Consider the following 11,276-nt stretch of genomic DNA (forward strand, 5'->3'; position numbering starts at 1 on the left):
TACAAACCACCGATCGCCTCCGCGCTACCCGACAACCGCGACCGCGAGGAGCATTCCGCCGGCCGCGGCTGGCGGGATGGTGAGGTTGTCGTCGACCGGAACCCCTCGGATGACCGGCGGAATACCGTCTGCGACCGCTGCGGGGGCCGCGCCCGCCATCGCGACCGTGACGCCGGCGTTCGACCCGAACGCGGGGACAGTGAACGGGACCGCGAGCCCGAAACAGACGAGGAACATCGCGATCCACGCGGCGGGGCGCTTGGCCTCTGTCGCGTCGTTGTCCGCGAGCGCGCCGCTGACGGGGTCACCCACCGAGAGCATCCACATCGCGGGGATCGCGAGCGTTGGTGATAAAAGGAGAACCGCGCCGGTCATGCTCACCTGATACAGCGCGTAGCCAGCCAGCGCGTCCGCCTCGTACTCGCGGGTCAGCGTCCGGTAGACGGCGTGGTCGAGTCCGACGACGAGTCGGAGGAACTCCAGCGCGAAGACGACCGCGAGCGCGACGCCGAGGAAGACGCGCGTCTCGCCCCACGAGAGCCAGCCGAGCAGGTACGGGACCGGGTACAGCGTCCCGCCGGCGTGGACCAGCCGCCGCTCGAACTCCACGCGCTCGCGCCACGCCGCCGCGGGGAGAGACACGGGCTTACTGGTCTGCTGTCGTCTCGACGTCGGTCTCGACGACGTCGTACCGGTCCACCAGCGAGTCGAACTCGCCGCCCGCCCGAAGTGCGGCCAGTTCCGCGGCCAGCTCGTCTGCGGGAACGCGGACCTGCGCGGCGGAGTCGCGCTCGCGGACGGTGACGGTGTCGGGACCGTCGCCTTCGACGCCGTCGCGGTCGACGGTGACGCAGAAGGGGGTCCCGACCTCGTCCTGTCGGCGGTAGCGCCGGCCGATCGAGCCGGAGTCGTCGTACGCCACCGCGAGCCCGGCCGCGCGGAGGTCGGCCGCGATCTCGTCGGCGAGCGCCGTCAGCCGCTCGTCGTTGGTGACGAGCGGGAACACGGCGGCGTCCTGCGGCGCGATCTCGGGTTCCAACGAGAGGAACGTCCGCTGCTCGCCGTCGACTGCGTCCGTCTCGTAGGCGTGTGCGAGAAGCGTCTGGACCGTCCGTCCGACGCCGAACGACGGTTCGACGACGTGCGGCGTGATGTGCTCGCCGCTCTCCGTCACCTCCTCGACAGAGAAGTTCGCCACGTCGGCGTCGACCTCGTGCGTCTCCGCGTCGTCGCCCTCGCCGACTGTCACCTCGACCGTCTCGCCGTCGAACGCGTCGGGGTCGCGTTCGGCGAGCGTTTCGAGCGCATCCGCGACCGCGGCGGCGTCACCGCCGAACTCGGGACCGAGGACGGACATGTCGGGGTCGACGGTCGCGCGCTCGACCGTCTTCGGCTCGTCGTAGCGCTTGAAGACCGTAAAGGAGTCGTCGCCGTGTGCGTCGTGTTTCGAGAGGTCGTAGTCGCCGCGATACGCGAAGCCGGCGATCTCGATCCAGTCGCCGTCGACCTCGCTCTCCGCGTCCCAGCAGTCGGCCGCGTAGTGGGCGCGCTCGCCCGCGAGGTGCTGGCGGAAGCGGAATCTGTCCGCGTCGACGCCGACCCGGTCGTACCACTCCTGAGCGACGCCGAGGTAGTAGCCGACCCACGGGGAGCCGATCACGCCGTCGTCGACCGCCTCGCCGATCGTGGTGTCGAGGTAGTCGCCGTCGTCGGCCTCCTGTTCGGTCGCGGGATACAGCCGAACCGCGACGTCGCGCACGCGCTCTAGGGGGGGTTCGTCTTCCTCGGGGTCGATGAACTGCTCCAGTTCGGCCTGCGTGAACTCCCGGAGGCGAAGGAGCCCGCCGCGCGGCGATATCTCATTGCGGTAGGCGGGGCCGATCTGGGTGATTCCAAAGGGGAGGTTGCCGCGGGCGTACTCTTTCAGCCGCGGGAACTCGACGAAGATCCCCTGTGCGGTCTCGGGCCGAAGGTAGCCGGGCTGGGCGTCGCCCGGCCCGATGTCGGTCGCGAACATGAGGTTGAACGCCTCGACGGGCTCGCCGGCCAGCGGGGTTCCACAGGAGGGACACGCGATCTCGTTGTCGGCGATGAGCGCTTCGACCTCCTCGCCCGGGAGCGCCTCGGCGTCCTCGATGTCGGTGACGGCCTCGACGAGGTGGTCAGCCCGGTGGGACTCGCCGCACTCGGGACACTCGACGAGCATGTCGTCGAACCCCTCCAAGTGGCCGGACGCCTCGAAGACGGCTTCGGGCATGATCGTCGGCGCTTCGATCTCGCGGTTCCCCTCGCGGATGGTGAAGCGGTCGCGCCACGCGTCCTCGACGTTTCTCTTGAGGGCCGCACCCTGCGGACCGAAGGTGTAGAAGCCGGCCGTCCCGCCGTACGCACCGTTGGAGCCGAAGAAGAACCCGCGCCGCTTCGCCAGTTCGGTGAGCCCGTCGGCCATCTACAGCCCCTCCAGCAGGTCGACGTCTCGGACGATCCCGTCGAGGTCGGTCCCGTTGACGAGAGGCACCTGCTCGATGTCGTTGCTGATGAGCTCCTGTGCGACCTCCTTCGCCGTCCGCGTTCCCGAGACGGTGACGAGGTCCGCGGTCATGAAGTGACGCGTCGCGCCGACGGGCAGTTCCACGTTCCGAGTCGGCAGGTAGCGCGCGCCGGTCGCTTTGATCCCCTCCCAGGACCACTCGGAGTCCTGCTCGGCAATGGAGTCGCCCGTGCTCGCCTCGCCCTCGACGACGCGGGCGACCTCCAGGACGTCGACTTCGGTGAGCATCCCCGCGATCGCGGCGTCGTCGTCGAGGACGACCGCGTACGGGACGTTCGCGAGGCCGATCTCGCGTTCCGCGACCGGCAGCGGCGTCTCCGTGTGGGTGGCGTTGACCGCGCGCGTCGCGAGGTCCCCGACCGGGGTGTCGCCGTCGATTTCCCCGCGAGCGATGGCCCGCACCACGTCGGTGACGGTGCAGATGCCGACGAGCGCGTCGCCATCGACGACCGGGAGCCGCCGGGAGGACTCTGTCACCATCGTCTCTGCGGCGTCGACGATGTCGGCGTCGGCCCCGATCGTCGGCACGTCGCGCATCAACAGCGCGAGCTGGTCTTCGTCCGGCTGGTCGATGAGATCGTCACGGGAGACGAGCCCGCGGTACACCTCGTCGCCGTCGACGTCTTTCACGACGGGGACCGACGAGAAGCCGTGCTCCTGGATGTACTCCAACACGTCGTTCCGGCTTCCGGGAATCTCGACGACGACGAGATCCGCTCGCGGCGTCATGGCGTCAGATACGTTCATGCACCGTTGTTCAGCGTCACACCTCTTGTATACTGCGAAGGTGGCCCGCCCGGACCGCGAGCCGGTCGGCGGACCCGACACGCGCGATCCGTGAGATCGACGGCCAAACCCGGTGACTGACGGCTCATCGTCGTCGGTCGGGGGTTACGACCGAGGATCCGCAGCGAACCGAGCGGATCCGCCGACGACGACGGGTCTCGGTTCGGAACGCTTATACGTACTGTGAACTATTCACAACCATGTCACGGAGTTCCACTCCATGGGACGACCCGGACCCCGATCACCGGCGGACGGCGCTGCCGACGGATCCCGTCCTCGACGCCGGAGACTCGACGGACATCATGGCCTCCGTCGATGACTCGTCGGCGTCGCAGCCGGAGTTCGTGATCGCGGACGTTTCACGAGAGAACGCGTGGGTCTCGGTCGACGAGACGGACGCAACGATCCTCGAAGAGTGGTGTTAAGACGCAGCGCCTGAGACGGCGCAAGCGCTTTCGCCGCCGAACCCGCTATGTCTCGCCGCGGAGTCCCCGCCCGCGTTCCCACGCCCGGAGCAGCGCCGAGAGCGTCCGGCAGGTCGGCGCGGCCACCCCGTGTCGCGCGGCCCGCTCGGTCACCGCACCGTAGATGGCGTCGACCTCGGTCCGCCGGTCGGCGACGACGTCTTGATGCATCGACGAGCGGTTCGCGGCGGTGTCCGTCGCGACCCGTTCGAGGGCGTCGACCGCCGCCTCGTCAGCGAGGTCGACGCCGTCGGCGCGAGCCACGCGCGCCGTCTCGCGGGCGGTCGCGCGGGCGACCGCGGCCGCCGGGCCGTCGAGCGTCGCCCCGTTTGCGAGCCGAGCGAGCGCGGACGGCCCATTGATGCCCGCGTTGACCGCGAGCTTCTCGTACCGGCGGCGCGGCATGTCCGCGGCGATGGTCGCCTCGATTCCCGTCGCGTCGAACGCTGTCCCGACCCGGTCCGCGAACGGGTCTGGACCGCCGGAGAGCGCGCCGACGACGATCTCGCCGACACCGGTGCAGGTCACACGCCCGGGCTCGGCGATGCGCGCGCCGTAGCTCGCGGTGCCCGCGAGAACCGTCGCGTCGAGCGCGGCGACGAGCCGCTCCTCCGTGAGCCCGTTCTGGAGCGAGCACACCGCGTCGTACTCGCCCGTCGCGAGCGCCCGCGCGGCCGCGTCCGTATCATACGCCTTCGTCGTGACGAAGGCGAGGTCCGCGGCGCGGTGGGTCCCGTCGGTGAGCGCACGCGGACGGACGCGGGCGTCGACCGCGCCGTCGATCCGGAGGCCGTCCTCGCGGATCCGGCGCATGTGGGGGTCCCGTCCGACGAGCGTCACGTCGTGTGTTCGCGCCAGAAGCCCTCCCACGAGGCTGCCAAGCGCGCCCGCGCCGTAGACGAGGATCTCCATGCGCGACCCCACGATCCGCGATGAGAAATGGGTGGCGGTGGTCTCCGACCGCCGGGCTCCGGGGCGACCGAGATCTACCCCTTCAAGCCGCTGCCCGTGAGCGGGACGACCACGTCTTCGTCCGCCGCGATCTCGCCGCGTGCGCGGAGCGTGCGGAGCGCCGCGGGCGCGACCGCGCAGGTCGGCTCCGTGTAGAAGCCGGCGGCGTGGAGCCGGTCGAGCTCGCGTGCCGTGTCGGCCTCGGTGACGGCGACCGCGTCGCCGCCCGTCTCGTCGAGTGCGGCGTGGATCTCCGCCGCCCGCACCGGCTCCGCGATCTGGATCCCGTCGGCCGCCGCGTTGACGCGCCCCTCGGGGTCGGCGGCGTCCGGCCCGTGGCGCTCGCGGACGATCGGCGCGACGCCGGCCGCCTGCGCCCCGTAGAGCCGCGGGGCCTCGTCGATCCACCCCGCGCGTTCGAGTCGGCGGAACCCCCGATACGCGCCGAGGAACAGGGTGCCGTGGCCGAGTGGCGTCACGACCGCGTCCGGCGCGTCCCAGCCGCGCTGGGCGGCGATCTCGTAGGCGACCGTGGCAGTTCCCTCGAAGAAGGCCGGGTTCCAAGCGTGGCTGGCGTACCAGGCGTCCCCGCCGGCGTCGTCGCTCCCGAGCGCGGCGAGACACGCCTCGGTCACGTCCGCGCGGCTCCCCTCGACGCGGACCGGCTCGGCCCCCGCCCGCCGGATCGCGCGGAGCTTCGCGTCCTTGACGTCCGCGGGGACGTATATTTCGGCCGCGACCCCGGCCCGCGCGGCGTACGTCGCGATCGCCGCCCCGGCGTTCCCGGAGGAGTCCTCGACGACGCGGTCGACGCCGAGTTCCCGCGCGCGGGTGAGCGTCGCGGTCGCGCCCCGGTCTTTGAACGACCCCGTCGGGAAGACGTACTCCAACTTGAACGCGGCGTTCCAGGGTCGCGGGTCGGTGGCGGACGGCGCTGTGCCGTCACGGTCGGAGGCGGCAGCGACGGTCGCGTCGCCGCCCTCGCCGGTGACTGCCGGCCCGTCGGCGTCGACGAGCGGCGTCATCCCCTCGCCGAGCGTCACGCGGTCGGCGGGGTCGTCGCCGACCGCCATGAGGTCGGCGAACGCCCACAGCCCGCCGCGGGCGTCGAGCCCCGAGGTCGCGAGTTCGACCGGTTCCGGGGCGGTCCCGGTCGGGGCGGGTGGGTCGGCGAACGACAGCGGCGCGCCGCACCGACAGCGCCATCTGTCGCGGTACGTCGCCCCGCACTCGGGGCAGGCGAGTCGTCGCGCCGCCATCAGTATCGGTCGACGTTGGTGCCGACGGAACAGACGTACTCGCCCGCGGCGACCTGCGGAAGCCGCCGCGTGCGCCAGAAGACTCCGTCGTCGTCGGCGGTCACGCGGGCTTCCAGTTCGCCGAACACGTCGGTTACCTCGAAGAGGACGTCACCGGACGAGACGCGCTCGCCGAGGTCGCGCTCGAACTGAACGAGTCCGCCCGAAGGCGAGCCGTACTGGTCGAATCCGCGCGCGCGAACCTGCCGGTCGAGGTCGACGTCGCCGTCGAGGAAGCCGTAGTGGCGGAGCACGTTGAACACGCCCTCGACGCCGTACTGGATCGACTCCTCGTCCCAGCCGACACAGCCGCCGAGTTCGGGGTCGATCGTCGGGATCCCGTGTTCGGGGCCGGCCCGAGCGAGCTGACCGTCCGGACCCTTGATATCGAGGACGTGTCCGCAACCGAACACCTTCGCGAGTTCCAAACAGTCGCCGTGGAGGTGGTGACGGACGCCGCAGCGGACCCGCGTCTCGTTTATCATCCGGCTCGTCGACCCCTGATGGAGGTCCAAGATGAGGTCGGCGCGCGTCGCGGCCTGAAACGTCGCGTGGGCGATCCGCTCGCTCGTCGTCCCGCTCTCGTCGCCCGGATACCCGCGATTCATCTTCCGGTCGTCTATCGGGTTCCGGTGTTCGGCCACCTGGAACGCGAAGTAGTTGACGACGCCGACGACGAGGACGCAGCCCGACAGCTCCGTCGGATCGATCCGGGGAACGACGCGGTTGACGACGCCGAGTCCGTTGAGCTCGTCGCCGTCGCTGACCGCCTGGAGGTACAGCGTCTGTCCGTCGTCGGCACCGTTTATCACCGCGACCGGCAGACGGACCGGGCTCCCGTCGCGCGTCTCGCCCACCTCGAGACGGCCCGTGTCCGTCTCGCCCGGCGGAGCGCGGGCCGTTCCGAGTGAGATCATTACCAGACCGTGGGTCGGCGGCCCCTTTATCCGTTCGGTCCGCGGCGATCCGCCGTCGCCGACGCCCCGTCTGCGGCCTCGCTCGGCCGCCGGTCGAGCCGGGAACCGGCGGCGTGCCCCGACCTCGAAACCGTCCCGGAGCCGTGCCGGTGTCCCGCTGTTTTTTCACCTCACACGGCCAACGTGATCGCATGGCTGACCCTCGCGATGCGATCCGCGACGCGTTCGAGCACACCGAGTACGACCTCGGCGACGTCGCCGTCAACCGGAGGCAGGTGCGAGTACCAGTAGTACAGAAGGGGGCGGACCCCGACGCGCTCCGGGCCGTGATCGAGGAGGCGCTCGGTGCTGACGCGGTGGCCGCCGTAACGGTGACCACGGAGGCGATCGACGGCGAGGACACCATCGGGACCGTCGTGTCGTTCCGTCACCGCCCGTGACCGGGGGCGGGTGTGTCGAGTCGGGCGGTCAGTGCGACGCGATAGCATTAACCCCCGGGTGGGCGTACCTCCGGATCCCACGATGACGGGCGACGACGGACATGACGGCGCGGCGTATCTCTCCGGATCGCCGGTTCGAGTCGAGATCCTCCGGGCGCTCCGCCGCGAACCGCGGCGGCCCGCGGACCTGACCGCGGCGGTCGACGCGACGCGCACGACGGTCCAGCGGATCCTCGCCGGCTTCCGCGAGCGAGACTGGGTCGTCAAACGCGGAGCCGCGTACCATGTGACACCGACCGGAACAAGAGTTCACGAGGCGTACGAGGGGCTGCTCGACGAGGTCGAGCGCGCCGATCGGTTCGGCCAGTTCGCGGCCGAACTCGAACGAGTCGGTGCGGACATTCCACCGGCGGCACTCAATGCCGGCGACCTGACGGTCGCACCGGATCGGAATCCGCTGGCGGCGGTCGACCGAATCACCGAACTGCTTCGGAAGGGAAGCGGGACGGAGATCCGGGCGGTCTCGCCGGTCGTCATCCAGCAGTTCAACGACGCGGCGACGGAGGCCCTCGACGCCGGTGCCGAGATAACGCTCGTGATCGACCGGGACGTGGCCGAGACGTCGGTCGACTCGTTCGAATCGGCGACGGACCGCGCGCTCAACAACGAGGACGCCACGGTGTACGTCTCCTCGGAGCAGATCGAGTACGGGCTGTTTCGATACGAGGATCTCGCCTGCGTGACCGCGTACGACCAGCGGAACAACCCCCGATGCGTGCTCGAATCACGAGACCGGGCAGTCACAGAGTGGGCAGACGAGCGGTTCGCGTCGTTCCTGAACGACGCACGGCCGCTGTCCGACGTTCTCGAAGACGCCTAGCGTCGCCCGGTACACGGGCGTCTCTGGCCGATCGCAGTCAACGTTGGGCGCGACCGCAATCAGTCGCGGTGGGCCGCGTCGCCGTCGCCGTCGTCCGACCGGTCTTCGGGATCGAAGTTCGCGGGGACGACCGTGGGATGGTCGATGCCGACGGATTTGGGGTTCGCGCTCATGGCTCTACGTGCGTCTACGCCCTCGCCCGTCTAAAAATTACCCATAGGCATAACGCATCGGAGCGGTGCGGCCGATGCGCTGTAGTTATCGATTCGGCACCCGAACGGCTAGGCCGTTACTGGAACTCCTCGGCGTACAGGTCCTGTGCGTGTTCGATCGCGTCTTTGGCGGCCGCCTTGTCCTCCCAGCCGAGCGTCTCGACTTCCTTTCCGGCTTCGAGGTTCTTGTACGTCGAGAAGAACTCGTCAATCTCGTCGCGGATCTGTTGGGGAATGTCTTCGAGGTCCTCGATGTGGTCGAAGCGGGGGTCCTCGGTGGGGACCGCGATGACCTTGTCGTCCTGTTCGCCGTCGTCGTCCATCTTCATCAGCGCGACCGGACGGGCCTCGACGACGCAGCCGGGGAACGTCTGATCTTCCACGAGCACCATCACGTCGAAGGGGTCCTCGTCGTCGTAGTATGACTGCGGGATGAACCCGTAGTCGTAGGGGTAGTGGACGTTCGAGTGGAGCACGCGGTCGAGCACGACGCCGGGAATGTCCTTGTCGTACTCGTACTTGTTCCGCTCGCCTTTGAGACACTCAACGACGGCGTAGATCTCGTCCGGCGCGTTCGGTCCCGTCTCGAGATCTTCCCAGAGGTTGACCATGTGGACGGTACTGCGTCCAAAGCCCGCAAAGTCCTTTCGGGTTTCGACGACGCCCGACGATACTGCCGCTGGAGCGTCCTCGATACCGGTGATTTCGTCCGGAAGTTTCGGTGAGACATTCGATCCGAACAGCCCGGTATGTTCGACGGATTTTCGCGATTTGACCCGATAGATGGTCGATCGGTCACCTGAGTTCTGTCGGCTAAACCATCACATGCCAGCCACCAGACCGGCGTTTACCGACGATACGCGCACCCGCGACGGGTGATGTATTCAAAGATTCGTGAACCTTGAGAAAGATTATAAGTTCGGCTTCCCTTCAGATATCTATGTCAGAGGCACAATCAGTCACTGATGAAGATGCACCGCCCTCGGCGTCGGACCTCACCGCGTTCCAACAGAACATCCTCACGATTCTCGCCGAAGAACCCATGTACGGACTTGCGATCAAACGCGAGCTCGAATCGTACTACGGCTCGGAGGTCAATCACGGGCGGCTCTACCCGAACCTGGACGATCTCGTCGACGACGGGCTCGTAGAGAAGAGCGAACTCGACAAGCGGACGAACCAGTACGAGCTGACCGAGGCCGGACACGACGTCGTCCTCGGACAGATCGAGTGGGTGCTCGACCGCTTCGTCACCGACGAGACGCGCGGAAACGAAGTCCGCACGCTCCTCGGAGAGTGATCACCGGCGGCGACGCGTGAGGTGCTGTCGGCGGTCGACAGAGTGGAACCGGAGACGACTGCTCTCGATTCCTCGTTTTGGCACACGAGCGCGGTGAAAACCGCGTCATCACACCGGAAGCGACGGCGTTCTCAACGCACCGACCGAACGCGACAACCGACTATCGGTCGTCGGGACCGTCGGGGCCGTCAGAGTCATCGACGTCGGCCGCGACCGTCTCGATCACCGACAGGGACTCGTCGACCGCGGCCAGTTGCTCCTCGCTCGGCCAGCCGTTGCGGACGAGGTACTCCTCTCTGAACTCCGCGCGCATGTCCGGCGTGGCGTCGTCGACCGGGCGAACGTAGTGGTTGCTCATGAACGCCGCGAACGTCCGCGCGGTGGCGGCGTGCACGTCGGCCTCGCGCTCCGCGACCGCGGCCGCGACGGCGTCGTTGTACGCCGCGATCTCCTGAAAACGGTCGGCGTCACCCGGCCCCGACAGCGACACCTCGACCGCGCGGTCCGTGGTCTCGATCCGGTCGAGCTGGACGGTCCCGTCGGCCATCCACTCGTCGGGGTACAACACGAGCGTGTCGTCGTCCTCTCGGAGCCGCGGGACGTAGTCGTACGCATCGACGAGTTCGTCTCGCCGATCGCGGTAGAAGCCGGCCGCCGCGTCGTCGTCCGTCTCCCGTGCGAGCCGAGTGAGCCGCTCCGCCTCGTCGACGACGTCGACCGGGACGTCGGGAACGCGGTCGCTGCCTGCGTCGCCCGCGTCGTCGCTATCGGGAGACGCCGCGCCGCCCTCGGCGTCGGAGTCGGGATCGTCGCCGCCCCCCATCAGTTCTCGCGCCCGTTCTCGCGCCCACTCCGGGGGCTCGTCAGTTCCGGTCATCGAGTGCCTCGTTAGCCAGATCGTCGGCGCGCGCGTTTATTTCTCGCGGAACGTGCGCGATCGACCACCGGTCGAACCGGTCTAACAGCTCTCTGACCCGAACCCGCTTTTCGCGCAGTTGGGGGTCGTTGGCGTTCCACTCCCCGCGAACCTGCTTGATTATCAGTTCGGAGTCGCCCCGCACGTCGATCTCGTCGAATCCATACTCGTCTGCGGCCTCTAACGCGCGGATCAGCGCGGCGTACTCGGCTTGGTTGTTAGTGACGCGACCGATCCGCTCGCCGCCCTCGGCGGCGATCCCGTCCGACGTGACGAGACACCACCCGACCGCTCCCGGCCCGGGGTTCCCGCGCGAGGCGCCGTCGAAGTAGACGTGCGCGCGGCCGCCGCCGTCCGAAAGCAGGCCCGTGAGCCGCGTCGGGTCGCCGCCCTGAACTACGACCTTGTCGTCGTACGCGACGGCGACCGCCCCATCGCGCTCGGCGCGCCACCGCTCGTGAGCGGTGTTCCCCTCCTCGATCCGGACGCCCGCGTCGGTCAGGCGGTCCCGAGCGACCGCCGGGTCGCAGTCGAGTGTCGGCATACGCGGAGGTGCGTGTC

The 11,276-nt window shown here is 69.0% G+C and carries 13 protein-coding genes; 4 read left to right on the top strand and 9 right to left on the bottom strand.

Annotated elements, in window-relative coordinates:
• Positions 1-24: 24 nt before the first annotated feature.
• The 3 genes from EP28_RS13130 to EP28_RS13140 are packed head-to-tail and all read right to left on the bottom strand — an operon-like array spanning position 25 to position 3,298.
• Entirely contained in the window at positions 25-642 is a 618-nt protein-coding gene (locus EP28_RS13130; RefSeq protein ID WP_049984442.1) for a hypothetical protein, read from the bottom strand.
• Between the two features lie 4 nt (positions 643-646).
• Positions 647-2,449 (bottom strand): glycine--tRNA ligase, encoded by a 1,803-nt coding sequence (gene glyS / locus EP28_RS13135; RefSeq protein ID WP_049984443.1) that lies wholly within the window; start codon positions 2,447-2,449, stop codon positions 647-649.
• Positions 2,450-3,298, bottom strand: a complete 849-nt coding sequence (locus EP28_RS13140; RefSeq protein WP_049984444.1) for a CBS domain-containing protein — start codon at positions 3,296-3,298, stop codon at positions 2,450-2,452.
• 239 nt (positions 3,299-3,537) lie between these two features.
• Between EP28_RS13140 and EP28_RS13145 the strand changes: the two genes are divergently transcribed.
• Positions 3,538-3,762, top strand: a complete 225-nt coding sequence (locus EP28_RS13145) for a DUF7556 family protein (RefSeq protein ID WP_049984445.1) — start codon at positions 3,538-3,540, stop codon at positions 3,760-3,762.
• A gap of 45 nt (positions 3,763-3,807) precedes the next feature.
• Here the strand turns inward: EP28_RS13145 and EP28_RS13150 are convergent, their stop codons facing one another.
• The 3 genes from EP28_RS13150 to EP28_RS13160 form a co-directional block, all read right to left on the bottom strand.
• The gene (locus tag EP28_RS13150) at positions 3,808-4,713 is read right to left on the bottom strand and encodes a ketopantoate reductase family protein (protein WP_049984446.1); all 906 of its coding nucleotides are present in this window, start codon (positions 4,711-4,713) and stop codon (positions 3,808-3,810) included.
• 74 nt (positions 4,714-4,787) lie between these two features.
• Positions 4,788-6,011 carry a pyridoxal-phosphate dependent enzyme gene (locus EP28_RS13155; protein WP_049984447.1) on the bottom strand — a complete coding sequence of 408 codons (1,224 nt, stop codon included), beginning with the start codon at positions 6,009-6,011 and terminating at the stop codon, positions 4,788-4,790.
• Positions 6,011-6,967, bottom strand: a complete 957-nt coding sequence (locus EP28_RS13160) for a succinylglutamate desuccinylase/aspartoacylase family protein (RefSeq protein ID WP_049984448.1) — start codon at positions 6,965-6,967, stop codon at positions 6,011-6,013. The genes EP28_RS13155 and EP28_RS13160 overlap by 1 nt, the downstream gene beginning before the upstream one ends.
• 191 nt (positions 6,968-7,158) lie before the next feature.
• Between EP28_RS13160 and EP28_RS13165 the strand changes: the two genes are divergently transcribed.
• The gene (locus EP28_RS13165; RefSeq protein WP_049984449.1) at positions 7,159-7,407 is read left to right on the top strand and encodes a hypothetical protein; all 249 of its coding nucleotides are present in this window, start codon (positions 7,159-7,161) and stop codon (positions 7,405-7,407) included.
• A gap of 82 nt (positions 7,408-7,489) precedes the next feature.
• Positions 7,490-8,287, top strand: a complete 798-nt coding sequence (locus EP28_RS13170) for a helix-turn-helix transcriptional regulator (protein WP_049984450.1) — start codon at positions 7,490-7,492, stop codon at positions 8,285-8,287.
• Positions 8,288-8,576: 289 nt separating this feature from the next.
• Here the strand turns inward: EP28_RS13170 and EP28_RS13175 are convergent, their stop codons facing one another.
• On the bottom strand, positions 8,577-9,110 hold the full coding sequence (locus tag EP28_RS13175; protein WP_049984451.1) for an inorganic diphosphatase: 534 nt from the start codon (positions 9,108-9,110) through the stop codon (positions 8,577-8,579).
• Positions 9,111-9,439: 329 nt separating this feature from the next.
• On the opposite strand from EP28_RS13175, the gene EP28_RS13180 reads away from it, so the two are divergent.
• Positions 9,440-9,799, top strand: coding sequence for a PadR family transcriptional regulator (locus tag EP28_RS13180; protein ID WP_049984452.1), 360 nt, complete (start codon positions 9,440-9,442; stop codon positions 9,797-9,799).
• 160 nt (positions 9,800-9,959) lie between these two features.
• Here EP28_RS13180 and EP28_RS13185 read toward each other — a convergent pair whose 3' ends face one another.
• Entirely contained in the window at positions 9,960-10,676 is a 717-nt protein-coding gene (locus tag EP28_RS13185) for a DUF7108 domain-containing protein (RefSeq protein WP_049984453.1), read from the bottom strand.
• Entirely contained in the window at positions 10,663-11,259 is a 597-nt protein-coding gene (gene rnhA / locus EP28_RS13190; RefSeq protein ID WP_049984454.1) for a ribonuclease HI, read from the bottom strand. Before rnhA ends, EP28_RS13185 begins: the two co-directional genes overlap by 14 nt.
• Positions 11,260-11,276 lie beyond the last annotated feature (17 nt).

It is taken from the genome of Halorubrum sp. BV1, assembly GCF_000746205.1.
GTDB lineage: Archaea > Halobacteriota > Halobacteria > Halobacteriales > Haloferacaceae > Halorubrum.

What these genes read in the sequence shown, in the direction of transcription:
- glyS (WP_049984443.1), bottom strand. Translation starts at nt 2,449, where the DNA reads ATGGCCGACGGGCTCACCGAACTGGCGAAGCGGCGCGGGTTCTTCTTC.
- EP28_RS13140 (WP_049984444.1), bottom strand. Translation starts at nt 3,298, where the DNA reads ATGAACGTATCTGACGCCATGACGCCGCGAGCGGATCTCGTCGTCGTC.
- EP28_RS13145 (WP_049984445.1), top strand. Translation starts at nt 3,538, where the DNA reads ATGTCACGGAGTTCCACTCCATGGGACGACCCGGACCCCGATCACCGG.
- EP28_RS13150 (WP_049984446.1), bottom strand. Translation starts at nt 4,713, where the DNA reads ATGGAGATCCTCGTCTACGGCGCGGGCGCGCTTGGCAGCCTCGTGGGA.
- EP28_RS13155 (WP_049984447.1), bottom strand. Translation starts at nt 6,011, where the DNA reads ATGGCGGCGCGACGACTCGCCTGCCCCGAGTGCGGGGCGACGTACCGC.
- EP28_RS13160 (WP_049984448.1), bottom strand. Translation starts at nt 6,967, where the DNA reads ATGATCTCACTCGGAACGGCCCGCGCTCCGCCGGGCGAGACGGACACG.
- EP28_RS13165 (WP_049984449.1), top strand. Translation starts at nt 7,159, where the DNA reads ATGGCTGACCCTCGCGATGCGATCCGCGACGCGTTCGAGCACACCGAG.
- EP28_RS13170 (WP_049984450.1), top strand. Translation starts at nt 7,490, where the DNA reads ATGACGGGCGACGACGGACATGACGGCGCGGCGTATCTCTCCGGATCG.
- EP28_RS13175 (WP_049984451.1), bottom strand. Translation starts at nt 9,110, where the DNA reads ATGGTCAACCTCTGGGAAGATCTCGAGACGGGACCGAACGCGCCGGAC.
- EP28_RS13180 (WP_049984452.1), top strand. Translation starts at nt 9,440, where the DNA reads ATGTCAGAGGCACAATCAGTCACTGATGAAGATGCACCGCCCTCGGCG.
- EP28_RS13185 (WP_049984453.1), bottom strand. Translation starts at nt 10,676, where the DNA reads ATGACCGGAACTGACGAGCCCCCGGAGTGGGCGCGAGAACGGGCGCGA.
- rnhA (WP_049984454.1), bottom strand. Translation starts at nt 11,259, where the DNA reads ATGCCGACACTCGACTGCGACCCGGCGGTCGCTCGGGACCGCCTGACC.